This is a genomic window from Algibacter sp. L3A6, from assembly GCF_009796825.1.
In the GTDB taxonomy this organism is placed as follows: Bacteria; Bacteroidota; Bacteroidia; order Flavobacteriales; family Flavobacteriaceae; genus Algibacter.
The window spans coordinates 2060016-2085266 of record NZ_CP047030.1; the positions used below are offsets into that span (position 1 = coordinate 2060016).

Annotated in this window: 24 protein-coding genes; 18 read left to right on the plus strand and 6 right to left on the minus strand. The window is 33.4% G+C overall.

Translation table 11 applies throughout. The features are described 5' to 3' along the window. Positions 1-97 precede the first annotated feature (97 nt). Positions 98-1252, plus strand: coding sequence for a DegT/DnrJ/EryC1/StrS family aminotransferase (locus tag GQR98_RS08625; protein ID WP_159019161.1), 1155 nt, complete (start codon positions 98-100; stop codon positions 1250-1252). Next, positions 1245-2267, plus strand: a complete 1023-nt coding sequence (gene galE / locus GQR98_RS08630; RefSeq protein WP_159019162.1) for a UDP-glucose 4-epimerase GalE — start codon at positions 1245-1247, stop codon at positions 2265-2267. Before GQR98_RS08625 ends, galE begins: the two co-directional genes overlap by 8 nt. Positions 2268-2348: 81 nt before the next feature. Here galE and GQR98_RS08635 read toward each other — a convergent pair whose 3' ends face one another. Beyond that, positions 2349-3215, minus strand: a complete 867-nt coding sequence (locus tag GQR98_RS08635) for an MBL fold metallo-hydrolase (protein WP_159019163.1) — start codon at positions 3213-3215, stop codon at positions 2349-2351. Positions 3216-3330: 115 nt separating this feature from the next. Between GQR98_RS08635 and cyoE the strand changes: the two genes are divergently transcribed. From cyoE to tsaB, 14 genes are all read left to right on the plus strand, one after another. Next, positions 3331-4224, plus strand: a complete 894-nt coding sequence (gene cyoE, locus GQR98_RS08640) for a heme o synthase (protein ID WP_159019164.1) — start codon at positions 3331-3333, stop codon at positions 4222-4224. A gap of 2 nt (positions 4225-4226) precedes the next feature. Further along, positions 4227-4808 carry a heme-copper oxidase subunit III gene (locus GQR98_RS08645; RefSeq protein WP_159019165.1) on the plus strand — a complete coding sequence of 194 codons (582 nt, stop codon included), beginning with the start codon at positions 4227-4229 and terminating at the stop codon, positions 4806-4808. A 316-nt stretch (positions 4809-5124) separates the two neighbouring features. After that, positions 5125-6117, plus strand: a complete 993-nt coding sequence (locus GQR98_RS08650; RefSeq protein WP_159019166.1) for a cytochrome c oxidase subunit 3 — start codon at positions 5125-5127, stop codon at positions 6115-6117. A gap of 52 nt (positions 6118-6169) precedes the next feature. After that, a complete protein-coding gene (locus GQR98_RS08655; protein WP_159019167.1) occupies positions 6170-6550 on the plus strand; it encodes a cytochrome C oxidase subunit IV family protein in 381 nt (126 codons plus the stop codon). A 191-nt stretch (positions 6551-6741) separates the two neighbouring features. After that, a complete protein-coding gene (locus tag GQR98_RS08660; protein ID WP_159019168.1) occupies positions 6742-7458 on the plus strand; it encodes a hypothetical protein in 717 nt (238 codons plus the stop codon). A 9-nt stretch (positions 7459-7467) separates the two neighbouring features. Next, a complete protein-coding gene (locus tag GQR98_RS08665) occupies positions 7468-8211 on the plus strand; it encodes an SCO family protein (protein ID WP_159019169.1) in 744 nt (247 codons plus the stop codon). Then, on the plus strand, positions 8204-8734 hold the full coding sequence (locus tag GQR98_RS08670; RefSeq protein ID WP_159019170.1) for a DUF420 domain-containing protein: 531 nt from the start codon (positions 8204-8206) through the stop codon (positions 8732-8734). Before GQR98_RS08665 ends, GQR98_RS08670 begins: the two co-directional genes overlap by 8 nt. A 63-nt stretch (positions 8735-8797) precedes the next feature. Then, complete coding sequence (locus GQR98_RS08675) at positions 8798-9016, plus strand: hypothetical protein (protein ID WP_042496959.1); 219 nt, start codon at positions 8798-8800, stop codon at positions 9014-9016. Between the two features lie 161 nt (positions 9017-9177). After that, positions 9178-9879, plus strand: coding sequence for an ABC transporter ATP-binding protein (locus GQR98_RS08680; RefSeq protein WP_042496961.1), 702 nt, complete (start codon positions 9178-9180; stop codon positions 9877-9879). 37 nt (positions 9880-9916) lie between these two features. Then, positions 9917-11101 (plus strand): ABC transporter permease, encoded by a 1185-nt coding sequence (locus GQR98_RS08685; protein WP_233268100.1) that lies wholly within the window; start codon positions 9917-9919, stop codon positions 11099-11101. Positions 11102-11103: 2 nt separating this feature from the next. Then, positions 11104-12348: an ABC transporter permease gene (locus GQR98_RS08690; protein WP_159019172.1), complete on the plus strand. Its 1245-nt coding sequence runs from the start codon at positions 11104-11106 to the stop codon at positions 12346-12348. A 12-nt stretch (positions 12349-12360) separates the two neighbouring features. Then, positions 12361-13485 (plus strand): efflux RND transporter periplasmic adaptor subunit, encoded by a 1125-nt coding sequence (locus tag GQR98_RS08695; RefSeq protein WP_133968992.1) that lies wholly within the window; start codon positions 12361-12363, stop codon positions 13483-13485. Further along, positions 13475-14824: a TolC family protein gene (locus GQR98_RS08700; protein ID WP_159019173.1), complete on the plus strand. Its 1350-nt coding sequence runs from the start codon at positions 13475-13477 to the stop codon at positions 14822-14824. The genes GQR98_RS08695 and GQR98_RS08700 overlap by 11 nt, the downstream gene beginning before the upstream one ends. 138 nt (positions 14825-14962) lie before the next feature. Then, complete coding sequence (tsaB, locus tag GQR98_RS08705; RefSeq protein ID WP_159019174.1) at positions 14963-15646, plus strand: tRNA (adenosine(37)-N6)-threonylcarbamoyltransferase complex dimerization subunit type 1 TsaB; 684 nt, start codon at positions 14963-14965, stop codon at positions 15644-15646. A gap of 91 nt (positions 15647-15737) precedes the next feature. On the opposite strand, the gene GQR98_RS08710 is transcribed toward tsaB, so the two are convergent. From GQR98_RS08710 to GQR98_RS08725, 4 genes are all read right to left on the minus strand, one after another. After that, a complete protein-coding gene (locus GQR98_RS08710; RefSeq protein ID WP_159019175.1) occupies positions 15738-16553 on the minus strand; it encodes a mechanosensitive ion channel family protein in 816 nt (271 codons plus the stop codon). A gap of 287 nt (positions 16554-16840) precedes the next feature. Then, positions 16841-18946 carry a thioredoxin domain-containing protein gene (locus tag GQR98_RS08715; protein ID WP_317164226.1) on the minus strand — a complete coding sequence of 702 codons (2106 nt, stop codon included), beginning with the start codon at positions 18944-18946 and terminating at the stop codon, positions 16841-16843. 116 nt (positions 18947-19062) lie between these two features. Continuing rightward, positions 19063-19263: a dodecin family protein gene (locus GQR98_RS08720; RefSeq protein WP_042496972.1), complete on the minus strand. Its 201-nt coding sequence runs from the start codon at positions 19261-19263 to the stop codon at positions 19063-19065. Between the two features lie 84 nt (positions 19264-19347). Then, on the minus strand, positions 19348-20250 hold the full coding sequence (locus tag GQR98_RS08725; protein ID WP_042504340.1) for a NifU family protein: 903 nt from the start codon (positions 20248-20250) through the stop codon (positions 19348-19350). Positions 20251-20422: 172 nt separating this feature from the next. Here GQR98_RS08725 and GQR98_RS08730 point away from each other — a divergent pair, with 172 nt between their 5' ends. Continuing rightward, positions 20423-21427, plus strand: a complete 1005-nt coding sequence (locus GQR98_RS08730) for a type IX secretion system membrane protein PorP/SprF (protein WP_042496974.1) — start codon at positions 20423-20425, stop codon at positions 21425-21427. Positions 21428-21643: 216 nt separating this feature from the next. Here the strand turns inward: GQR98_RS08730 and GQR98_RS08735 are convergent, their stop codons facing one another. Continuing rightward, positions 21644-22825: a VWA domain-containing protein gene (locus tag GQR98_RS08735; RefSeq protein ID WP_159019176.1), complete on the minus strand. Its 1182-nt coding sequence runs from the start codon at positions 22823-22825 to the stop codon at positions 21644-21646. A gap of 219 nt (positions 22826-23044) precedes the next feature. Here GQR98_RS08735 and GQR98_RS08740 point away from each other — a divergent pair, with 219 nt between their 5' ends. Continuing rightward, positions 23045-25222, plus strand: coding sequence for a histidine kinase (locus tag GQR98_RS08740; protein WP_159019177.1), 2178 nt, complete (start codon positions 23045-23047; stop codon positions 25220-25222). Positions 25223-25251: the final 29 nt, after the last annotated feature.

Below are 25251 nucleotides of genomic sequence, written 5' to 3' on the forward strand. Positions count from 1 at the left end.
TTGTAATTTCGTAGCTGTTTAATTATTAATAAACAAACTAAAGGAGTTCATTAAAATGAGTCTTTCATTCAGAAAAAAAGACTTTAATTTATTTTAGATGAAGAAAATTCAAATGGTTGACCTTAAAGGTCAGTACAACGATATTAAAGATGTCGTTAATCCTTCTATACAAGAAGTTATTGAAACCACCGCATTTGTAAACGGACCACAAGTTCACAAATTTCAGAGTAATTTAGAGCAATATTTAGGAGTAAAGCACGTAATTCCATGTGCTAATGGTACCGATGCTTTACAAATAGCCATGATGGGGTTAGGTTTAAAACCAGGTGATGAGGTTATTACTGTAGATTTTACCTTTGCAGCTACGGTTGAAGTAATTGCTTTACTGCAATTAACACCTGTTTTGGTTGATGTAAACGAAGATGACTTTAATATTAATATTGAAGCTTTAAAAAATGCTATTACACCAAAAACTAAAGCTATTGTGCCTGTGCATTTATTTGGACAATGTGCCAATATGGAAGCGGTAATGGAAATAGCAGAAGCTCATAATTTATTTGTAATCGAAGATAATGCGCAAGCTATTGGAGCCAATTATACCTATAGTAATGGTAAAAAAGTAAAAGCAGGAACTATCGGTAATGTTGGTGCAACGTCTTTCTTTCCTTCTAAAAACTTAGGATGTTATGGAGATGGTGGCGCTATTTTTACAAACGATGATGCTTTGGCGCATACCATTCGTGGTATTGTAAACCATGGTATGTACGAGCGTTATCACCACGATGTTGTTGGTGTAAATTCACGTTTAGATAGTATTCAGGCCGCAGTTTTAAATGCTAAGTTGCCGCACTTGGATAACTACAATAAATCGAGACAAGCATCTGCTAGAAAATATAATAAAGCTTTTAAAGGTATCGCGAGTATTGTGACGCCTAAAGTTTCTAATAATTGTTCTGAAATTTGCGACACATGCGATTGTCATGTTTTTCATCAATATACTTTGCGAGTAAAAGGTATCGATCGTGATGCTTTGGTGAAACATTTACAAGCGAATGATATTCCTTGTGGTGTGTATTATCCAATTCCGTTGCATAAACAAAAAGCGTATTTGGATTCTCGCTACAACGAAGCCGATTTTGGTGTAACCAACCAATTGGTTAAAGACGTCATTTCTTTACCTATGCATACCGAGTTAGAAGATGATCAAATTGAATTTATAACATCAACTATAATAAAATTTATAAATGGATAAGATATTAGTAACAGGAGGTCTCGGTTTTATCGGGTCACATACGGTTGTAGAATTACAAAACGAAGGTTACGAAGTTGTAATTATTGACGATTTATCAAACTCTTCAGAAAAAGTATTAGATGGTATTGTTGCCATTACTGGAAAGAAACCCGTGTTTGAAAAATTAGATTTAAAAGAAAAAGATAAAGTTGAAGCCTTTTTTGGAAAGCATAGCGATGTAAAAGGTGTAATACATTTTGCAGCAAGTAAAGCGGTTGGAGAAAGTGTAAGTGAACCACTGAAGTATTATGAAAATAATATTGGAACGTTAGTTTACATTTTAAAAGAATTAAGAAAAATGCCATCTGCAGGGTTTATTTTTAGTTCATCTTGTACGGTTTACGGACAAGCGGATGAATTGCCTATAACTGAAAACGCACCGGTAAAACAAGCAGAGTCTCCTTACGGAAATACAAAGCAAATTGGGGAAGAAATTATAAAAGACACGTGTAAAGTATCGCCTAACTTAAAAGCGATTGCTTTACGTTACTTTAATCCGGTTGGGGCTCACGAATCTGTAGAGATTGGAGAGTTGCCAATAGGAGTGCCACAAAATTTAGTACCATTTATTACGCAAACTGGTATTGGCTTACGTGATGAGCTTTCTGTTTTTGGTGAAGATTATCCAACACCAGATGGAACGTGTATTCGCGATTATATTCACGTGGTAGATTTAGCAAAAGCGCACGTAATTGCTTTAAAGCGTTTATTAGAAGGTAAAAACAAATCGAGTTACGAAACATTTAACTTAGGTACAGGGACAGGAAGTTCTGTGTTAGAAGTTGTAAAATCTTTCGAGAAAGTTTCTGGAGAGAAACTAAATTATAAAATTGTAGGTAGAAGAGAAGGTGATGTTATTTCAGCTTATGCAGATACTAATAAAGCAAATAATGAGTTAGGTTGGAAAACAGAATTATCTTTAGATGATGCTATGCGTTCTGCATGGAAATGGGAATGCAAAGTAAGAGGCAAATAGATTCTTAAAGAATTAATATAATTAAAAAGCCGTTTGAAACAAGTGTTTCAAACGGCTTTTTAATTTGGGTTCAGTTTTACTTTAATTTTTTAAACTTTGGTAAACGGTACGTCTCATTTTTTCGCTGTTAATAAAATGGTCGCCATAGCCTAAATCGTCATATGTTTTAGTTAACAATGTGTTTGTAGAAACTTCATCTTCGGTTTTCCCGTTTTTAATTTCTTTTAAAACAGCGGCTTTAACGGTTTCTAGCATGTTTAAAAACGTTAAGTATTCAGCTTTGTTAGATAGGTTTCCGTGTCCGGGAATAATTTTAGTGTTATTATCAACAACCATTAAACCAGATTTTACCGCATTTATATAGCCATTTATGCTTCCTCCAGAATTAATATCTATATATGGATAACGCGCGTTAAAATAAGTATCACCAGTATGCAAAACATTACTTTCTGTAAAATACAACATAGCATCACCATCGGTATGGGCATTTTCAACATGAAAAATAGCAACCTGTTCGTTGTTTATTTGTATGTTTAATTTGTCGTTAAATGTAATTACGGGTATTGCTGATTTTGCGCTTTTTTCTAAAAGACGTTTTCTAACATTTTCGTGAGCAATAATGGTAGCTCCTAGGTCTCCGAGGTTTTCGTTTCCACCGGTATGATCGCCATGATGATGGGTGTTTGCAACAATTTTAACGGGTTGATCGCTTAGTTTTTTTATTGCAGATAAAATTTTTGGTGTTAAGGGCGCAAATTGTGTGTCGATTATAAAAACACCATCGTTCCCAACTGAAACACCAATGTTTCCACCGCTGCCTTCGAGCATGTAGATGTGATCGGATAATTTTGTAGTTTGTATGTTAACCTTATCGAATTTCGATTGGGCATTGATAGAAACATTAAACAAAAGGAAAAAAATAATGAGGGATAATTTTAAAAATTTCATGATAAACGGTTTTACTTAATTTATAAAGGTATTAAAAATGCAATCAACATTGCTCAAATTATTAATATAGAGTATCTTTGCACTCGCAATACAAAATGCACTATTACAGACAAGTTTGAGCAGATCGAAAACAACTATAGAAAATCCTGGTTTAATTTCAGATTTTAAGGAAATTACAAAAATGCGATTAGCATTAAGTGTTGTGTTTTCTTCACTTGCTGGTTATTTGCTTGGTGTCGATACAGTCGATTTTAAAACCTTAACCTTACTTGCCTTTGGTGGTTATTTTATGGTAGGCGCTTCTAATGCCTTTAACCAAATTATAGAAAAAGATTTAGATGCTTTAATGGATAGGACTAAGAATAGACCAATTCCTGCAGGGCGCATGTCTGTAAATACAGCATTTGCCATAGCAACTATTTTTACTGTTTTAGGTCTTGCTATTTTGTACAGCATAAACAAGCAAACCGCTATGTTTGGTGCTATTTCCATATTTCTATACACTTGTGTTTATACGCCTTTAAAAACAAAAACGCCTATTTCTGTTTTTGTTGGAGCTATTCCGGGTGCTATTCCGTTTATGCTAGGTTGGGTAGCAGCTACTAACGATTTTGGTATTGAGCCGGGAACGTTATTTGCTTTGCAGTTTTTCTGGCAGTTCCCTCATTTTTGGGCTATTGGCTGGTTTTTGTTTGAAGATTATAAACGTGGTGGCTTTTTTATGTTACCTACAGGAAAACAAGATAGAGGTACCGCTGTACAAGTTATTATGTACACCATTTGGACCATTTTAATTTCAATAATTCCGGTATTTGGATTTACTGGGCGTTTGCAACTTTCTATTGTTGCAGCAATTATTGTGTTTATTCTTGGGTTGGGCATGTTGTATTATGCAATTCAATTATTTAAAAAAATGACAGAGCAATCTGCGAAACAACTTATGCTATCTAGTGTAGCTTATATTACGTTGGTGCAAATTGTTTATGTAATCGATAAATTTATAAGTTAATCATGGATTTAACTCAAGGAACAAGAGAAGAGAAGACAGGCAGAGCAAAAAAAATGATGCTTTGGTTTGGTATTATTTCGTTAATCATGTCTTTTATGGGCTGGACGAGTGCTTTTATTGTAAGTAGCTCACGTCCCGATTGGTTAAGTGATTTTAGATTACCAAATGCTTTTATTATTAGCACAGTGGTTATTGTGGTTAGTAGTATTACTTTTTTATTAGCAAAAAAATCACTTAAAAATGGCCAGCATAAGGCAACAAGCTTATGGTTGTTGGTAACCTTAGTTTTGGGTGTTGTGTTTATTTATAACCAGTTTGCTGGTTTTAGACAAATTATAGATTTGGGGTATAATTTTACCGGGCCAACGAGTAATGTTACCATGTCGTACATTTATTTAATTGCTTTAGTACACATTTTACACGTTGTGGCTGGGTTAATTTGTCTGTTGGTTGTAATTTATAATCATTTTAAACAAAAGTATAGCGCAACAAATATGTTAGGCTTTGAGTTGGCAGCAACCTTCTGGCATTTTATAGATATTCTTTGGGTTTATTTATTTTTGTTTTTATACTTTGTAAGATAGATTTTTGTTTACGGATTAATCGTGATTGCTTGTTTTTAAAGGTGTTTAGCGGTGAGTTTGCATATGTAAATATACCTTTAATATTAATTTGAAATTTGACAAGTAGGCCTGTGTTAGGGATTGAACGGCTTGTTTGAAATCCTTTTTATTTTTATTAAAAATAAAAAGATTGAGTAGTGAAAGCCCGACCCTTGGGGAACGCCCAAAGGTTTTCGAGGCAGGAATATGGGATAATATTAATTTTTATTGTTTCATATTTTATTAGATAAATAAATTGATTATTTTTGTCCAACTTTTAAATAACAACCAATTATATATGAGTACAGCAGTAGCAGAAGGCAAAACTTGGAATGGCGGGAATGAACCGTTAAAGGCAAGTTACGGTAAAATGATGATGTGGTTTTTCATCGTTTCGGATGCTTTAACATTTTCGGGGTTTTTAGCAGCTTACGGATTTTCTAGATTTAAATTTATTGATGCTTGGCCAATTGCCGATGAAGTGTTTACTCACTTTCCATTTTTACATGGTGTAAATGCACCGATGTATTATGTGGCGTTTATGACGTTTGTACTTATTATGTCGTCGGTAACGATGGTATTAGCAGTAGATGCGGGACACCATTTAAACAAAGGTAAAGTTACTATTTACATGTTTTTAACCATTATTGGTGGTATAATATTCGTTGGTTCTCAAGCTTGGGAATGGAACACGTTTATTAAAGGTGAATATGGTGCTGTGCAAACGCAAGGTGGAAACATTTTACAGTTTGGTGAGTATGTAACTGTAGATGGTGAACAAGTGTTTAAACGTGTTGCAGTAAAGGATTTTGCTGTTGTAAATACACATAAAGAAAGAAGTGCTCACGAAAGCAAAAACGGACTTTGGTTTCAAAGTGAAGGTGCTTTACCTGCTTACGATGTCGATGAGGTTGTAAAAGGTTTAGAAGCGCATGAAAATGTTTTGATTAGAACTCAAATATTAAATGAGGAAGGTGAAAAAACAGTATTAACTAGAGCTGAATCTTTAAAATCTTTAAAAGATAACGGTAGATTATATGTTGAGGGTGCTAACTTACAAGTTAACGAATATGGTTCTCCGCTGTTTGCCGATTTCTTTTTCTTTATTACAGGTTTCCACGGTTTTCACGTATTATCGGGTATTATTATTAACATCATTGTTTTCTTTAATGTGTTAGTAGGGACTTACGAAAAACGTAGAAGCTACGAAATGGTAGAGAAAGTTGGTTTATACTGGCACTTTGTAGATTTAGTTTGGGTATTTGTATTTACATTCTTCTACCTAGTTTAACAAAAAATATATTTTTCAGTTCCTTTAATTAGGAGATATAAAAGCATTTAAAATGGCACACGAACATAAATTAGAAATATTTAAAGGTTTAGTTAAGTTTAAATCTAATACTCAAAAAATTTGGGGCGTATTAGCGCTACTTAGTTTTATAACTATTGTTGAGGTTATATTAGGTATTATTAAACCTGAAAGTTTAATGGGACCTGTTTTAGGTATGAAACTTTTAAACTGGATTTTCATTATCTTAACAATTGTTAAAGCTTATTACATTACTTGGGATTTTATGCACATGCGTGATGAAACTGCTGGTTTGCGTCGTGCTGTAGTATGGACTGCTATTTTCTTGATATTATACCTAGTATTTATTTTATTACAAGAAGGTGGTTACGTTTTTAGAGTATACGATAACGGCTATATTAAAAGAGACTTTTAATAAGAAATAGAGAATTTAAACAGTGCTTTTTAAGCCTTTTAAATTATAGATATAAAGTAATCCCGCTGAAAGGCGGGATCTTTTTTTTTAAAGTGATCTTATTAAGATAAATTAACAAAGTAAAGACGGTTTTTAGACCGTCTTTTTTTATTTTTGCAACGTGCTAAATAAAGCCAAAAACGGAGTGAATTATGGATAGAAAAAAAGTGGGCCGCTATGCTGTATTGGGAATATTATTTTTTCTTCCTGTTGCGTTTTTATTGATTTTATATCCTTCTACGCACAACTACCAACCATTAGATATTGTACAAGAGCAGGTTTTAGATTTAGAAGCCTTTACATCGGATACCGATGAGCCTGTGGTTTTAAAAGACCATATTACTGTTTTAGGTTTTTTAGGTACAGACCCAATGAAAAATGCTATTGAGGCATCTAATCTTAAAGAATTAATTTACGATAAGTTTAAAGGCTTTAAAAAGTTTCAGTTAGTAATATTGATGCCTAAAGGAACCGAAGAAGCTGTAAAGGAACTTATAGCTGAAATAAACTCTTATGATGATATAAGATTCTGGCATTTTGTTTACGGTAACCCTGCAGATATAAAACGTGTTTATTTTAGTTTGAAAAGTAAAACGGATTTAAAACCAGATTTATCTACTGCTGATGTTTTTATTATTGATAAAGACTTAAACCAACGTGGTCGTTTAGACGATAGAACGGATAAAGAACTAGAAAAAAACAGCCCCATTTACGGACTAAACGGATATGATTGTATTGAAGTTGCTGAAGTTAAAAATAAAATGAGCGACGATTTACGCATTGTGTTTACGGAGTATAGACAAAAACGTAAAGGAGAATTTAATTCGGATATTAGACGTGCAGGCGATTTAAAAGGAAGCACAAAATAATTTTTTAAAATGAAGAAAAAGAATAACTATTCATACATCGGTATTGCTTTTGTGATTTTAGTTTTTGGAATTATTTTTATTCCTGAAATTGTAGATCGAATTTCTAATAATGATGTGTCTAGACAATCGGGAAGAAGTGATCAAAAATCAGCGACTTCTAAGGTGTCCGATTTAGCCTTTATTGAAATAAATGGTGAGGCTAAAAAAGTACCTGCTTTTGCATTTACTAATCAAAACGGAGAAACTATTACCAACAAAGATTACGAAGGTAAAGTGTATGTCATCGAGTTCTTTTTTACAACTTGTCCAACAATATGCCCGAGAATGAGCCAGAATTTGGTTCAAATTCAAAATACTTTTGAAGGCTTTGAAGATTTTGGTGTAGCATCATTCACTATAAATCCGAGTCATGATACGCAAGAGGTTTTAAAGGCTTACGCCGAAAAATATGGTGTTACTAACCCAAACTGGCATTTAATGACAGGAGAAAAAGAAACCATTTATGAATTGGCCAATCAAGGTTTTAACTTGTATGCAGCCGAAGCAGAAAATGTAGCTGGTGGTTTTGAACATTCTGGAAACTTCGCGTTAATTGATAAAAATGGTTTTATTAGATCTAGAACAGACGATTACGGAAACCCAATTATATATTACAGAGGTATTGTATCGGAATCTGAAAAAGTTGATGACGACGGCGTAAAAGAAGAAATTAGTGCATTAAAAGCAGATATTAAAAAATTACTGAATGAATAAGGATAATAACACTTTAGACGATAAAAAATACAACAAACTTATTGTTATACTTTCTGTAGCTATTCCTGTGGTTGTGGCTATTTTATTTGGGGTTAAAATCGATGCAGAATTACCTGTGTTTTTACCACCTATTTATGCTTCTGTTAATGCATTAACGGCTTTTGTTTTGGTATTGGCGTTTATTGCAATTCAGAATAAAAAAGTTAAACTGCATGAGAAATTAATGAAGTTTGCTATCGGACTTTCGGTTTTGTTCTTAGTGATGTATGTGGCTTACCACATGACGAGCGATTCTACTAAATACGGTGGTGAAGGCTTTATTCGCGTGCTTTACTATTTTATATTAATTACGCATATTTTAATGTCTATTGTGGTTATTCCGTTTGTTTTAATAACTTATGTACGTGCTATTACAAACAATATAGAAAAGCACCGTAAAATCGCGAAAATCACTTTTCCGCTTTGGTTATATGTGGCAGTATCAGGTGTAGTTGTTTTTATAATGATATCGCCTTATTATTAAATCGTTTGGCTTAGTAAGCTTATGTTGTAATCGGTTGGTTCGGCTAGCCCATTAATAAATAATATGAAAACTAAAATAATATTTTTTCTATTTACACTGTTTTTCTTTTTAGAAACTAATGCACAGTGCGCTATGTGTAGAGCGGTTTTAGAAAGTGAAGAAAGTGGAGCAGCAGCCAAAGGTATAAATGATGGTATTGTTTATTTAATGGCCGTGCCTTATGTATTAGTCGCAGGAATTGCTTTTGCTATTTATAAAAAGTATAGTAAAAAAGAAGTGTAATTGTTTGATTTTGAGATTTCTATTTCGTTTTTGATGCTGTTAAAAAATTAATAATAATTTTTTTTATCGAATATTGTAACATTTCTTTGTTTGAGTAGTCTTACTATAAAGTCGTTCTTTTTAACCAAAAGAGAAACGATTTTATCAATCAATCAAAACATATGTTAGAAATCCGTCAATTGCACAAATCCTATCCCATAGGAGATTCAAGTTTACATGTTTTAAAAGGTATCGATTTATCGGTAGAAAAAGGAGAAATGGTCGCTATTATGGGCTCTTCTGGATCTGGGAAATCTACATTGCTGAATATTATTGGTATGTTGGATGAGGCTGATGAAGGCGAATACATTTTAGACGAATTACCTATTAAAAATCTCACCGAAAAAAAAGCAGCTGTTTACAGAAATAAATTCTTAGGCTTTATTTTTCAATCTTTCAACTTAATAAATTACAAATCGGCACTCGAAAATGTGGCGCTTCCTTTGTACTATCAAGGTATGAAGCGTAAAGAACGTTTAGAGCTGGCTATGTTTCACTTAGAAAAAGTTGGTTTGGCCGATTGGGCAAAACACTTGCCTAAAGAACTTTCTGGAGGGCAAAAACAACGTGTTGCTATTGCGAGAGCTTTAGCGGCAGATCCTAAATTGTTATTAGCCGATGAACCAACAGGTGCATTGGATACTAAAACATCTCACGAAATAATGGATTTCATCCAACATCTTAATGATGAAGGAAAAACTATTTTAATGGTTACTCACGAAGAAGATATCGCAGCCATGTGTAAACGTAATGTTAGACTTCGTGATGGTGTTATTATTGAAGATGTAAAAGTAGAACAAGTTAGAGCCAAGTTATATGTTTGATTTAGATCTCTGGCGAGAAATATTCCAAAGTATTAATATGAATAGAACTCGGAGTTTGCTCTCTGGGTTTACTGTGGCTTTCGCTATTTTGCTATTTGCCATTTTATTTGGTATTGCAAATGGTTTACAAAACACCTTTCAGGAGGCTTTTGGAACCGATGCCAACAATTCTATTATTGTATACCCAGGAAGAACAACCAAAGCACACAAAGGTTTGCAGGTTGGTAGAAGAATTCAGTTTAAAAATGAAGATCGCGAATTTTTAAAAGAAAAATACGGCGATAAAGTTCAGTTTATAACATCTAAAGTTAATAAAAGTGTTAATGCTTCTTTTAAAGGCGAAAAGAACACATATCAACTTCGTGGTATTTCTCCAGAATACATGTTTATTGAAAATAATGTAGTTAAAGAAGGTCGATACATTAATCAAAACGATTTAACGCATAAAACTAAAGTTGTTATTATAGGTAAAAAGGTTGAAGATGAATTGTTTTTTAAAGAAACGGCTATCGGAAAATATATTAACCTTAGCGGAATTCAATACAAGGTAGTTGGTGTTTTTACTGATGATGAAGGCGATAGTGAAGAAAGTATTATTTACATGCCAATAACCACCATACAGCGCGTTTATGGTAATAACGATTTGGTAGATTTATTACATTTAACGTATAATCCAGAAATGAATTCTACCGAGGCCCTTGCTTTTGGTGTTTCTATTGAAAAAAGTTTAAAAGAAAAGTTTGATGTTGCCAGAAGTGATCAACGCGCAATCCGAATTAGGAACATGGCGCAGGGCACACAACAAGTAGATATGATGACAACTAGTTTATCAATTATAATACTTGTTATCGGTTTCGGAACTCTAATTGCTGGTATCGTTGGTATTAGTAATATCATGATTTTTATTGTGAAAGAACGTACAAAAGAAATTGGTATTCGTAAAGCACTAGGTGCATCACCAAGATCTATTGTTTCCATTATTCTATTAGAATCTATAATTATCACAGCCATTGCTGGATATGTTGGTTTATTGGTTGGTGTAGGTGTTTTAGAACTCGCCACACCGGTTCTAAAAGATTACTTTATAAAAGACCCAGGAGTAAGTAACAGCTTAGTAGCAGGAGCAACCATAACATTAATAGTTGCGGGAGCCATTGCAGGGTATTTACCAGCAAAAAGAGCATCACAAATTAAGCCTATTGTAGCTTTAAGAAACGATTAACTATGTTTAAATTTTTACTAGAGAAAGATACCTGGCAAGAAGTTTTCGATAGCTTAAGCAAAAACAAACTACGGTCTATTTTAACCATGGTTGGTGTTTGGTGGGGTATTTTATTACTTATTGGTTTACTAGGTTCGGCACGTGGTTTAGAGAATTCTTTTAACGTGTTGTTTGGAGATTTTGCAACAAACAGTGTTTTTGTTTGGGGGCAAAGTACAGGAAAACCTTTTAAAGGTTTTCAAGAAGGTCGAGAGGTGAAGTTATCTTTGTCCGATGCTAAAAAAATCGAAGAAAATGTTGAAGGGATCGAGTTTGTACTTCCTAGAAATCAAAGAAGCGCAACGGTTACAAAAAACTTTTTATCTGGTAGTTTTCAAATGGCAGGCGATTATCCGCTTTTAGATAAACTTCAGAAGAAAAAATTAATACACGGTCGTTTTATCAATCAGAATGATATTGATGACAATAAAAAAATTGTAGTCATTTCAGAAGATGCCTATAAACAGCTTTATGAAAAAGATGCTGAAGCAATTGGAACGTATTTAATTATTAATGATATCAATTTTAAAGTTGTTGGAATGTTCGATTCTGGTAACGTTAATATGGGACCATCTACAGATATGCATATTCCGTTTACTACCTATCAACAAATTTACAATCAAGGCGATCGTATAGGTTGGATGATGATTACCGGAAAGCCAGAGTATGATATTAAGCAAATAGAAGAAGATTCTAAATTATTACTTAAAAACTTAAATAATATTCACCCAGAAGATAAACGTGCATTTGGAAGTTTTAATTTAGGAAAAGAGTTTTCTAAAATGACGGGCTTTTTAACTGGGATGCAATTTTTAACATGGTTTGTGGGTATTGCTACATTAATAGCCGGTGTTTTTGCTATTGGTAATATTTTATTAATAACCGTAAAAGAGCGTACAAAAGAAATTGGAGTGCGTCGCGCATTAGGAGCAACACCATTCGAAATTAAAAGACAAATAGTTGTTGAGGCTGTGTTTTTAACACTAGTAGCTGGCCTATTTGGTATTATTTCGGGAGGCTTAATTTTAATACTACTTGATAATCTTTTCGGGCAAGGAGCAGATGCTGCTTTGGTAAACGCATCTGTATCTATAGGTGTGGTATTTACAGCCTTATTGATATTAGTAGTTTTAGGGACTTTAATAGGCCTAATTCCAGCAACAAAAGCAACAAGTATTAAACCAATAGAAGCTTTAAGAGAAGAATAAACAATCAAAAAAATGAAAAAAACAGTAAAAATTATTGCAGTAATAGTAGTCATCTTACTATTAGCCTTTGTATTAAAGTATTTTAAGGATGCAAATTCTAAAGGTATTGAAGAGTTTAAGGTCGAGTCACCTTTTTACACATCAATTAATACAAAAGCCGTTGCCACAGGGAAATTAAACCCAGAGGAAGAGATTGAATTGAAACCTCAAATTCCTGGTATTGTAGATAAGATTTTAGTTGAAGAAGGAGACAAGGTTAAAAAAGGAGATTTAATCGCTACTATTAGAGTAGTACCAAACGAGCAAAGTTTGGTAAGTGCAAGTAGCCGTATATCATCTACCAAATTGTCTTTTGAGAACGCAAAAGTATTGTACAATAGAAACAAAGCTCTTTTTGAAAAAGGTGTTATTTCTAAGCAAGATTTTGAGAACAGTGAGTTAAGTTACAATCAAGCCAAAGAAACTTACGGACAAGCGCAAAACGATTATCAAATCATTAAGCGTGGTTCTATTTCTGGAGGAAGCTCTGCAAATACTAATATTGTTGCTCAAATCCCTGGTACTATTTTAGAAATTCCTGTAAGAGAAGGCGATCAAGTAATTCAAAGTAATAACTTTAATGCAGGAACAACTATCGCTACTATTGCCGATATGAGTTTAATGATTTTTGAAGGTAAAGTTGATGAAGCTGAAGTAGGAAAATTAAAAGAAGGTAAAATAATTAAAGTCGTTTTGGGGGCTATTGCTAACAAAGAATTTCCTGCAAAATTAACCTTTGTTGCACCAAAGGGTATCGAAGAAAACGGAGCAGTACAGTTTACTATTAAGGCCGATGTTGAAATAGATTCTACAACAAATATTAGAGCAGGGTATAGCGCTAATGCGGAAATAGATATTGAAGCTAAAGATAGTGTGTTAGCAATTAGGGAAGCTTTATTGCAGTATAATAGAATTACCGAAAAACCTTTTGTTGAAATATTTGAAGGTGATAATAAATACCGTAAAGAAAACGTAGAGTTAGGCCTATCTGATGGTATAAACGTAGAAATACTAGAAGGCGTTAAAGAAGGCGACAAGATTAAAGTGTGGAATAAAGCATCAAAAGATAACGAAGATGAGGACGAAGATGAAAACTAAAAACACCAAGTTACAAGGTTTTAAAAGCCTAATCGTTTTAGCTGTTTTATGTATTTCGGTGTCTTCCTTTTCGCAAGAAAAAATATGGACCTTACAGGAATGTGTTAATCATGCACTAGAACATAATATTACTATAAAGCAAGCCGAAAACTCACTATTAACCAGTGATCAAGATATAATTGCAGCAAAAGGACAATTTTTGCCATCGCTAAGCGCGAGTACATCTCAGGGTTTAAGTTTAGGAACGTCTTTAGTAGCAGAAGGTATATTTGCCAATAGAACCAGTCATTCTACCAATGTGGGATTAAGTGTTTCTCAAACGGTTTTTAATGGTTTTAGAAATTTAAATAACAAAAAATCGGCGTTGTTAAATCGTGAAACTAATGGGTTAGAGCTTAACAGAATTAAAGATGATATTTCGCTTAATGTTGTAAATGCCTATTTAAATGTGCTTTTTAATAAAGAAAATTTAGAAACCGCTCAGGCACAAATACTGTTTAGTGAAAAACAACTAAATCAAGTAAAAAGCTTAGTTGATGCAGGAGTGCAACCTAAAGCTAATATTTACGATGCCGAAGCTACTTTAAGTCGCGACGAGCAACAAGTAACTTTAGCCGAAAATAATTTTAACTTAGCATTATTATCATTATCACAACTTTTACAAGTGCCTTACAATGGTTTTAATGTTGAAATAATTGATATTGATTCACCTTCTGAAGCGGTAATGTACGATAGCGTAGATCCTGTATTAAATTATGCCTTAGAAAATAGAAATGAAATTAAAATTGCGGAAAAGAATATTGAAAGTGCAGAGTTAAATACCGAAATTTCTAAAGGAGGTTACTTGCCGTCGGCATCTTTAAGTTACGGTTTTGGTACCAATGCCTTTTATTCGAATTTGAGTGCTAATGAAGAAGCTTTTTTAGACCAGTTAAACAATAATAAAGGACACAGTTTTAATTTAGGTATTAGTATTCCTATCTTTTCAAGATTTCAAAATAAAACGAATGTTGCAAAATCTAAAATTCAAGAAGATAATTCTAAATTGCGTTTACAACAAGCTAAAATAGATTTAGAGTCTAATATTCAACGCGCTTATACCGATGCACAAGCGGGGTTAAAAGCGTATTTAGCAGCGAAAAAATCTTTGGAATCTCAAACTTTGGCCTTTAATAACTCTAAAGAGCGTTTTGATATTGGAGTACTAACGAATTTCGATTTAGAGCAAGCTCGTGTACAGCTTATAAATGCAGAGTCGTCGCTAATTAATGCTAAATACGATTTCGTTTTCAAAACCAAAGTATTAGATTTTTACATGGGTAAATCGTTAGTAAACTAGTTTCGGTTTAGCTCAATTTTAAATAATAAATTAAGGCTGTCATTTTAAATAAATGATGGCCTTTTTACTTTTTATAGAGCAGTAATATTTTTCTAATAATAAAAACAATATTTTTGCAATTCTAATGAAAATGAAAACATGAGTACATTCATATTAAATATAGAAACAGCAACTACAAATTGCTCGGTATCCATTGCAAAAGATGGTGAAACTATTGTTTTAAAGGAAGATAACGATAAAAGTTATTCACACGCCGAAAGACTTCACGTTTATATAGACTCCGCTTTAAAAGAAGCAGGGATTACCGGAGCCGATTTAAGCGCGATAGCGATTAGCAAAGGCCCTGGGTCTTACACTGGTTTACGTATTGGAGTATCTACCGCTAAAGGGCTTTGTTTCGCTTTAGATAAGCCATTAATTGCTGTGCCAACCTTAGAGGCTTTGGCAAACCAAGCGCCTGTTAATCATGGTGTGGTTGTGGCTATGCTAGATGCGCGACGTATGGAAGTGTATTCTGCTATTTACGATTCCAATTATAATGAGATTAGAGCCACTGAAGCTCAGATTTTAGATGAAAACGCTTTCGCGGAAAATTTACAGAACGGAAAAGTGTATTTTATAGGAAACGGTGTTGAAAAAACAAAAACACTTATTACAAACCCTAATGCCATTTTTATTGAAGATAAATTACCATCGGCTAATGAAATGAGTGCTTTGGCTTATAAAAAATATCAAAGCATTGATTTTGAAGATGTCGCTTATTTCGAACCTTATTATTTAAAAGATTTTGTGGCTTTGAAACCGAAGGCGAAAACAAAGTAACACTAATAGAGTTTATTTGTTAAATAAAAAAAAGACCTGATAGTTAAAACTATCAGGTCTTTTTCAATTAATAAGTTTTAAGCGTAATGGCTTATCCTTCTTTATGTATTTCAACTTGGTGTGGGTAAGGAATTTCAATTCCAGCTGCATCAAGAGCTTCTTTTACATTTTCAGTAATACCAAAATAAACATCCCAGTAATCTGCAGTTGTACACCATGGTCTAACAGCAAAGTTAATTGAGCTATCAGCCAATTCTGATACGTTTACTGTAGGAGCAGGGTTTTGTAATACTTTAGGGTGCGATGTTAAAACATCCATAAGCACTTGTTTTGTTCTCTTAATATCAGAGTCGTAACCAACACCGAAAGTTAAGTCTACACGACGTGTACCTTCCGTAGAATAGTTAATTATATTTCCGTTAGATAAAGAACCGTTTGGAATAATAATTTCTCTATTAGATAGGCCCGTTAATTTTGTAGTGAAAATTTCAATTTCTTTTACTACTCCAATTTCACCTTGAGCTTCAATTAAATCACCAATTTTAATAGGCTTAAAAATCATTAGTAAAACACCTCCAGCAAAATTCCCTAGAGAACCTTGTAAAGCTAAACCAACAGCTAAACCTGCGGCGGCTATAATAGCAGCGAAAGATGTAGTTTCTACACCAACGGTACCTAGAACAACAATGATTAAGATAATTTTTAATCCCCAACCAGATAAGTTTAATAAGAATTTTTGAAGACTTATATCGTAATTTCCTTTAGACATAACCTTTTCGGCCGCCTTCAATATTTTTTTAATAACCCAAGAGCCAATAATCCATATGGCAATGGCACCAATAATTTTAATACCATACTCTGCTGCTAGAGCAATCCATTTTTCTGTGTCAATGTTTTCTAAATCCATAAATTCTTTTGATTTGTTTTTTGCAAAATTAAAAACTAATATGCTGCTTTGTTTACTTTTTTATGATAAAAAATTATTAAATAAATGAAACTAAACTTAGTGTTGGTTCAATAATTAAAAGTAATAAATTACGCCTAAATAAGCTTAAACTACTTTGTGAAATTAAGACACATAAACACCTGTAATAGTCACATAAATTAGAAATAAAATTATAAAAACTAAATGTACTCTACTGCAAAAATAATTTTAAGAATGAATACCAGAGTTTTCTTGCGTGTTTTGTCCTTTTATTTAGTGAGTAATTTTTTTGCTTCGCTTACTTCCGAAACGGGGAGTTTACAAGCTTGATTAACACATACGTAAATAAGCGTATTACTCGGGTTAAATCTATTTTTAAGTAAAGGCATGTGGTTTTCTGTAAGACTACCTGCTATAAGTTTGTTAGGAATATAACTTTGGTTGAGTTCCTTTATTTTTTCTTTTGTTTTTGGACCAACAATGGCAACTTCGTAAAACGGATTGGAATAATTGAGCATTAAATCGAGCCAGTTGGAGTAGCCAGAAGCATACTCTTGTATTTCGGGTTTTACGTTATTTAGCATGCTTTGTGCTGTAGTTTGATAATGTGCATCGTCAAAATAATGAGATAACTTAAACAGGTTTTTAGCCATGATTGAGTTACTTGCCGGAATTACATTGTCTCGATATTCAATACTTCTGGTTACTAAAGAAGCATCACTGTTCGAGGTGAAATAAAACATGCTACTTTGAGCATCATAAAAATAATCGAAAACATATTTAGTTAATTTTTTTGAGGCATTAAGCCATTTTTCATCTAGAGTGTTCTCATAAAGCGCTAAAAAAGCTTCGATAGTTGTGGCGTAATCTTCTAGATAACCATTAATGTTGCTTTGTCCATTTTTATAATTATGAAATAAGCCGCCATCATCCTTTAATTGTGTTTTTAAAATGAAGTTACCGTTTTTTTCTGCGGAAGCGAGGTATTCTGGATTTCCAAAAACACGATAAGCATCGGTGTAACCCTTTAGCATTATGGCATTCCATGAAGTAAGTGTTTTGTCGTCTAATCGTGGTTCGTCTCTCTTGTTTCTAGCTTCTAATAGGGTTTGTTTCCAAGTGCTTTTCTTTTCATTTAAAACCTCTACCATTATTTTATGTTTTTTAATAATAGTGGCATCATCATCTTTTCTAATTAACACATAGTTGTTGTGTTCCCAATGGCCAAAGTTATTTATATTGTAATAATCGGAGAACAATTCAAAATCTGTTGTTATTAAGGTTTTGAGTTCATCATGTGTCCAAACATAAAAGGCGCCTTCTTCTAGTTCGCCTTCAGCATTGTGACTATCGGCATCTAATGAAGAATAAAAAGCACCATTTTCAGCAGTCATGTTCTGTTTTATATATGCTAAGGTTTCTTCAACTACATTTTTATATAATGCATTATTAGAATTTAAATAAGCATCGGCGTATAAACTAACTAATTGTCCATTATCGTACAGCATTTTTTCAAAGTGAGGCACGTGCCATTTATGGTCTACGGAATATCGAGAAAAACCACCACCAATTTGATCAAATACACCACCATAAGCCATTTTTTGTAGCGTTAGGTTTATGTAGTCTTGTAGTTTTTTATCGTTAGTTTGGTAAGCATAGCGCAACAGAAAATGATAGTTGTTTGGCATCATAAATTTAGGCGCGCGGTCTAGGCCTCCAAATTTATAATCAAATTGTTTAGACCATTTAGAAACGGCCTCAGCAATAAATTCCGCTTCAAAAACAGGCGCATTGGTATTCACTTCTATAACATCCATAGATTTTATGCCGTGTTCTAACTTATCGGCATATTCTATTAGTTTTTCTGGTTTTTCAATGTATAATTTTGAAATTTGATCTAAAGCATCCAACCATTGTTCTTTTTTAAAATAGGTACCACCCCAAACAGGTCGGCCATCGGGTAGGGCAATAACATTCATGGGCCAGCCGCCATTTCCTGTCATGAGTTGTATGGCACTCATATAAACTTGATCCACATCTGGGCGCTCTTCGCGATCTACTTTTATATTTACAAAGTTTTTATTCATTACTTGCGCCACCAAACTATCTTCAAAGCTTTCTTGTTCCATAACATGGCACCAGTGGCAAGCAGCATAACCTACGCTTAACAAAATTAATTTGTTTTCGGCTTTGGCTTGTGCTAAAGTTTTATCGTTCCAAGGATTCCAGTTTACGGGGTTGTGGGCGTGTTGCAATAAATAAGGACTCGTTTCATGGATTAAAGCATTGGTGTGTTCATGTTCCATTGGAGAGGCGTTTTGACCTTTACAGCCTATAATTAATACAAAGAATGCGAGTAATAAAAGGTGTTTCATTTATCAAAGTTAGGTAAATATTGTTAAACCATGTTAGGCTTGTTTTTCTGAAAAATTAGACATAAAAAAAGCGTTCTATAAATTTATAGAACGCTTTTTTTTATTTTAAAATGAAATTAGTTCACTTCAAAAGTAATTTTTAAGTTTACTCTAAAGTCTGCCACTTCTCCATCTTTTACACTTGCACTTTGATCTTGCACGTATACCGAACGAATATTTTTAACGCTTTTTGATGCGTGTTTTACCGCTTTTCTAGTTGCATCTTCCCAGCTTTTTTCTGAGTTTGCTAATACTTCAATTACTTTTAATACTGCCATGATATAAAATTTATTTAGTTAAAATAATAGTTACCTCTAAAGATAACTAAAATTAAGACCCTAAATAAATTAAAACGTCACTTTCTAGCCATTAATAGCTTCTACCATAGCGACTTTGCCTGGCAACATTTCTTTTAGCATGTTCTCAATACCACTCTTTAAAGTGTATGTAGACGATGGACAACCACTACAAGCGCCTTGTAGAAGTACGCTTACATTTTTTGTTTCTTCATCATAAGATATAAACTGAATATTACCACCATCACTAGCTACAGCAGGTTTTACGTATTCTTCAAGAATATTTATAATTTCTTTAGACGTATCATCAAGCGTATCAAAATGTGTATCAACGTGTTCTGTAGATTTTTTTAGAGTTTCTACTGCTTCTGGTAAAACAACTTCTTTTCCATCTTCAATATAACTTCTAATAAATTCACGAAGTTCTAAAGTAATACCATCCCATTCGGCGATATCGTATTTCGTAATAGAAACGTAATTTTCATCAAGAAAAACGCTTTTTACAAAAGGAAAATGAAACAACTCGGTAGCCAATGGCGAAAGTTTTGCCTCATCAATAGAAGTGAATTCAAAAAGGGCTGTTACTATTTTTTTGTTAGCAACAAACTTTATAACAGCAGGGTTTGGTGTACTTTCTGCGTAAACAGTAACCGGAACTTTTTTAGGAGCTGCCGATTCTTCCATTACAATACCATTATCATTTAAATAGGCTTCAATTTGTTCAGCCATTTCATCTTGCACATCGGTCCATTCTACTATACTGTAACGTTCTACAGCAATAAAATTACCCGAAATGTAAACCTTTTTTACAAAGGGTAAATAAAATAATTGTTGAGCTAAAGGCGATCCTTTTGCCTCATCAATATTATTAAATTCGAAACTTTGGTGCTGTGTAATAAATTGATTTAACTCAAATTTTACTATGCTATCGTTAGATGTTTCTTTAATAGAAACCTTGAAATTACTCATTTTAGCTATTTTTTTACAAAAATACTAAAAGAAAACTTTAGATATCCATATATTTGAGTTTTGTTGCCCAATTGTAGAACTGAACCAAGTATGTAATTACTAGTAAGTTTAAGGCTATAATTTTTTAATAATCAAGGCGTTTATAATAGCAAACATACCTCGTGTACAAGTTATGAGATTAAAATTTAGTTTTATGGTAATTGCAACAATGTTGTTTTCCAACATGGCAACTTCTCAAGAAGGATTACCCATTTATACAGATTATCTAACCGATAATTATTATTTAATTCACCCATCTATGGCAGGAGCCGCAAATTGTGCAAAGCTACGCCTTACAGCTCGCCAACAATGGTTTGGGCAAGAAGATGCTCCAAAATTAATGACCATGAGTGTTAATAGCCGTATTGGCGATACACCATCGGCAGTTGGAGGAATTCTATACACCGATAAAAACGGATATCACTCGCAAACTGGAGCTTATGCAACTTATGCGCATCACCTTATGTTTTCGCGTTCTCCTGTAGATTTAAATATGCTTTCTTTCGGTTTAAGTGCCGGAATTATTCAATATAAATTAGATGAGACTTCTTTTCTTTTCGATGGTCCAGATCCAATAATCGATGGTACAGTACAAAGTGAAACCAACTTCAATTTAGATTTCGGTTTTTCTTACCAGTTTTTAGATTATTATGCACACGGTACGGTTAAGAATTTAATTAAAAACTCAGGAGTAAATAGCGACCAGAATATTACAAGTAATTTAAGACGCTACCTATTTTCTTTAGGAGCTGTTTTTGGTAGCTATGGAAGCACTTGGAGTTACGAGCCATCAATAATGTTTCAATATCGCGATGCAACAAAAGAGGGTGGTATAGATATTAATGCCAAGGCATACAAACAAATGGATTTTGGTAAAATTTGGGGTGGGATTTCATACCGTCAAAGTAGTGATGGCGCGGAATATTTAACCTCTACCAATTCGGTTAAAAGTCAAAAACTACAGCAAATTACACCAATTTTAGGTGTTAATTTTAATGAGTTTATGTTTGCTTACACATACACCTATCAATCAAACTCTTTAGTGTTTACAAATGGTGGTTTTCACCAGTTTACCCTAGGTTACAACTTTAATTGCAGAAAAGAGGCTTACCATTGTAACTGTCCGGCAGTTAATTAAAATAAAGACATTACATTCTATACATAACATCAAATCCCACTAATGACTTAGTGGGATTTGATGTTTAATAACTTCTTAGCTTGGGCGTGTCGCCTCCTAAGGTCGGCGCCGGGCTTTTACTACTCGCTCCCTTCCTTTGGTCGGGGAGCTCAAACAGGCCGTTCAATCCCTCACGCACTATCCGCATCGGTAGTTTACTAAACCATTAATACGGGTTTACTTCCAAGTATAATTTTTCTTTTGAGCTTGTGCTTTAATAGCGTTAGTCATGGCGTTTTCTAAACCATTATTACCCTCTGTTTTTTGTTTCGAAATATAAACTTTACGTTTCGCATTAAGTTCTTGTATTTCATTCTGAATATCTTCACGTTCCTTACGTTTTGTGTCAATATAACCTTTAATTTCCTCAGTAGATTTTCCTTTCAATTCTGCTGGTAAAGCATCATCTTTTAAATCTGATATAACAACTTCGTCCATTTCTTCAGCATCTACTAAATCCCAAGATTTGTTTTTGTACAAATGCGAGCTTTTACTAACCGATCTACTCACGGCATTTGCTTTGCTGTAACCGGCAGCATTTTTATCTTGTTCAGCTTGCATTTCCATTTTGCGTTGCCCTTTAGAACCGTAAGTCACATAAGTACTATTTAGTTTTTTGTTCAAAATTAAAATAGTATCATCATAAGGCGATGCAATATGTACCGTTTTGGTGTTTTGTTCAATAGCCATATAGTCGCCTTTTGTTAACTGGGCACCAGCTTGCCATTTACTAGAAATACCTTGTCTGTAATTACCGCAAAAAATGGTGTTTACAGTAACATCTTTTTCGTTTGCATTTGTGGTTGCATCTTGGTAATTCACCTTTCCTTGCGTAAAAGCTTCGTTTCCAGCAATAAAAATGAGTTTTAAATCGTCTGGGTTTTTACCCCAGTTTAATTGGTTTAATGAAGTTTGGATAACTTGTCCACAATATTCTTCACCACCATTTGTGGTTAAGGAAAATAACTCTTTAGAGATATCATCTAAATCATCACTAAAGGCTAATACTTGTTTTATGTAGCCTTCATCTCCGTTTAAATTATCATTACCATATTCATATAGAGCAATTTGTAAATTTGGCTTATTTGTTCCGCATTTAGCATAAGATAGCTCGTTTACAATATCCCAAAGTTGAGCTTTTGCCTGATTTATTAAACCGTCCATGCTATTACTGGTGTCTAATAAAAGCGCCACCTTAATAAATTGTTTATTAGGCTCCTTGTCGTTCTTTTCCTTTTCAATTTCGTGCTCAACGGTATGTTCAGCATAAAGTTCTGGTTGCTTTTTATTATTGGCGTTACAAGAAGTGAAACCAATTAAGGCAGCACAAAAGACGAATGTTTTTAAGTGTGTTTTCATAGTTTTTGTTTTTTAAATGAGAAAGATTTCAATACTGTAAAACTAAATTCAAACCAGTTCATAATAAAACAGGAATGCGTAGCACGGGCATTTCAATGCGTGACATTAACCTTTTAATTAGTAAGCGCGACTTTTAGGCTGGTAAAAGGGCATTATTTATAAAACCATCATTTTATTATACCAAGTAAAGTGCGTAAGTTTATCGTTGTGAAAATTATAATGAATACTTATTTAAAATATATAGCGCTTTTAAGCTTTGTTCTGTTCAGTACGTTTGTGTTGGCGCAGAATAACGGTGGATTAAATATTCAGGGTGAAAGATTTACTGTGCGTGGTTCAGTGATTGAAAGTGATACCCGAAACCCAATTCCAGATGTAAACATTGAAGTTAACGGTGGCGGATATGCAACCACCGATATTATGGGCGATTTTAGAATTGAGGTGCGTATTGGTGATGAGCTTACCATTCGATACAAAGATTTTGAAACCGTTTATTATACCATAAAAAGTAACGAGCGTATCGAAGTTCAGGTAGAGACTAATAAAAAAGAACGTACTTTATCTAAGTATAGTAAACGATTACGGAGTAATCCTGAATCTTTTAAATCGCTAATAGATTCGGCAGATGTCTATTTAAAAAAAGATGCTCGAAAAAGTATTCAGTTTATTTCTGAAGCTTTAGTTGAAACCAATTCTGCCAAAGAAAATGGTATTGCTTACGAGTCTTTAGGCGATATTTATTTTTATTGGAAACAGTACGATTTAGCGGTTTCTAATTATAGAATAAGCCTCCAAAGTGCCAACAGTAACGAGGTGTCTTTAAAGCTTGCAAATGCTTATAAACTCAATAAAAACTACCAAGAAAGTATACAAACCTATAAAGCACTCGATAAAAGAGAATTTACCAATTGGCAATTAGTATCGCTTTATGAAGGTTTGGGCGATGTGTATTTGTTAACTAAAGACTTCAATACATCTATAGATAATTATAAACAAGGTTTAACCGTGGCTCAAAACCATTTAATAAAACCCAAAGAAACCGATTTAAACTCCAAAATAGCGCAGGCTTATAGTGCAAAAGGAGATGCAGATAAGGCAAAAGGCTTTTTCTATAAATCATTAAATCTTGCCAATAGCGAAAATAAAAAAAGAGCCGTTTCAGAAAAATTAAAGGTAGCCGATTTTCAAAATGATATCAGCGATTATTCTGAAGAAATTCAGCTTAGAAAAGAGGCATTAAATACTATTAGTGAAATTGAAGCCGATTCTGTTTTCGATAATGAAAGCCCGTTAACGCCGCAAAAACAAAACTATAAAATAGGAAATGCTTATGCCTCACAAGGTGATGTAGGTAATGCGATAAGTTACCTTGAAAAAAGTATTGTTGAAGCTGAAAGTAAATCGGATTTAATTGTGAAAAAAGATGCCACTCGAAGATTATCTGAGGTTTATCAAACAGCCGAAGATTACGAGAAATCATTAAAAGCATTCCAAGATTATGTAGATTTAGTAGATCAGGTTTATGCTAAAAAAGAACAGCAAATTTCGCAAGCTGCACGTTTTAGTAAGGAGTTGTCGACTAAGCAAAATAGAATTACTAGCTTAGAGAGCGATCGTGAATTATCAGAGAGTAAATACCAACTTTCTACAGAGCAAACTAAGCGTCAAAAACTTATTATTTATTCATTAATTGGTGGTTTAGCTTTGTTATTACTCGCCGCTTTTTTAATGTTTAAGTATATAAAACAGCAGCGTTTGGCTAATAATTTATTGGCTTTAAAAAGTTTACGAAGCCAAATGAATCCACACTTTATTTTTAATGCGTTAAATTCTGTAAATAGTTTTATAGCTTCTAACGACGAACGTACGGCTAATAAATATCTAACCGATTTTTCATTGTTAATGCGTGCTGTTTTAGAAAATAGTGAGCAAGATTTTATTCCTTTAGAAAAAGAAATTAAGCTGTTAGAGCTGTATACTAAATTAGAACATTTTCGATTTAAAGATAAGTTTGATTATACCATTAAAGTGGATAAAAATATCAATGTAAACGATTTTGTAATTCCGCCTATGTTACTTCAACCTTATATAGAAAATGCAGTTTGGCACGGGTTACGTTATAAAAAAACAAAGGGAAATTTAGAAATAGCCATTAATCAATCTAACCCAAATGAAATTACGATAAGTATTATAGATGATGGTATTGGACGCACACAATCTAAGGCTTTAAAAACCGAGCATCAGCAAAAGCAAAACTCACAAGGAATGGGGAATATTAAAAAACGTGTTTCTATTCTAAATGAGATGTATAAAGATAAAGTTGATGTGTCTATTGGTGATTTTCAAAAGGAAGTCGATACCGGAACAAAAGTTATTGTAACGCTCAAAAAAGATTAAAATAAGTTTGAAGATGAAGGTAGGAACTA

Coding starts and splice junctions, on each gene's coding strand:
- GQR98_RS08625 (WP_159019161.1), top strand. CDS start 98: ATGAAGAAAATTCAAATGGTTGACCTTAAAGGTCAGTACAACGATATT.
- galE (WP_159019162.1), top strand. CDS start 1,245: ATGGATAAGATATTAGTAACAGGAGGTCTCGGTTTTATCGGGTCACAT.
- GQR98_RS08635 (WP_159019163.1), bottom strand. CDS start 3,215: ATGAAATTTTTAAAATTATCCCTCATTATTTTTTTCCTTTTGTTTAAT.
- GQR98_RS08645 (WP_159019165.1), top strand. CDS start 4,227: ATGGATTTAACTCAAGGAACAAGAGAAGAGAAGACAGGCAGAGCAAAA.
- GQR98_RS08650 (WP_159019166.1), top strand. CDS start 5,125: ATGAGTACAGCAGTAGCAGAAGGCAAAACTTGGAATGGCGGGAATGAA.
- GQR98_RS08655 (WP_159019167.1), top strand. CDS start 6,170: ATGGCACACGAACATAAATTAGAAATATTTAAAGGTTTAGTTAAGTTT.
- GQR98_RS08660 (WP_159019168.1), top strand. CDS start 6,742: ATGGATAGAAAAAAAGTGGGCCGCTATGCTGTATTGGGAATATTATTT.
- GQR98_RS08665 (WP_159019169.1), top strand. CDS start 7,468: ATGAAGAAAAAGAATAACTATTCATACATCGGTATTGCTTTTGTGATT.
- GQR98_RS08670 (WP_159019170.1), top strand. CDS start 8,204: ATGAATAAGGATAATAACACTTTAGACGATAAAAAATACAACAAACTT.
- GQR98_RS08675 (WP_042496959.1), top strand. CDS start 8,798: ATGAAAACTAAAATAATATTTTTTCTATTTACACTGTTTTTCTTTTTA.
- GQR98_RS08680 (WP_042496961.1), top strand. CDS start 9,178: ATGTTAGAAATCCGTCAATTGCACAAATCCTATCCCATAGGAGATTCA.
- GQR98_RS08685 (WP_233268100.1), top strand. CDS start 9,917: ATGAATAGAACTCGGAGTTTGCTCTCTGGGTTTACTGTGGCTTTCGCT.
- GQR98_RS08690 (WP_159019172.1), top strand. CDS start 11,104: ATGTTTAAATTTTTACTAGAGAAAGATACCTGGCAAGAAGTTTTCGAT.
- GQR98_RS08695 (WP_133968992.1), top strand. CDS start 12,361: ATGAAAAAAACAGTAAAAATTATTGCAGTAATAGTAGTCATCTTACTA.
- GQR98_RS08700 (WP_159019173.1), top strand. CDS start 13,475: ATGAAAACTAAAAACACCAAGTTACAAGGTTTTAAAAGCCTAATCGTT.
- tsaB (WP_159019174.1), top strand. CDS start 14,963: ATGAGTACATTCATATTAAATATAGAAACAGCAACTACAAATTGCTCG.
- GQR98_RS08710 (WP_159019175.1), bottom strand. CDS start 16,553: ATGGATTTAGAAAACATTGACACAGAAAAATGGATTGCTCTAGCAGCA.
- GQR98_RS08715 (WP_317164226.1), bottom strand. CDS start 18,946: ATGAAACACCTTTTATTACTCGCATTCTTTGTATTAATTATAGGCTGT.
- GQR98_RS08720 (WP_042496972.1), bottom strand. CDS start 19,263: ATGGCAGTATTAAAAGTAATTGAAGTATTAGCAAACTCAGAAAAAAGC.
- GQR98_RS08725 (WP_042504340.1), bottom strand. CDS start 20,250: ATGAGTAATTTCAAGGTTTCTATTAAAGAAACATCTAACGATAGCATA.
- GQR98_RS08730 (WP_042496974.1), top strand. CDS start 20,423: ATGAGATTAAAATTTAGTTTTATGGTAATTGCAACAATGTTGTTTTCC.
- GQR98_RS08735 (WP_159019176.1), bottom strand. CDS start 22,825: ATGAAAACACACTTAAAAACATTCGTCTTTTGTGCTGCCTTAATTGGT.
- GQR98_RS08740 (WP_159019177.1), top strand. CDS start 23,045: ATGAATACTTATTTAAAATATATAGCGCTTTTAAGCTTTGTTCTGTTC.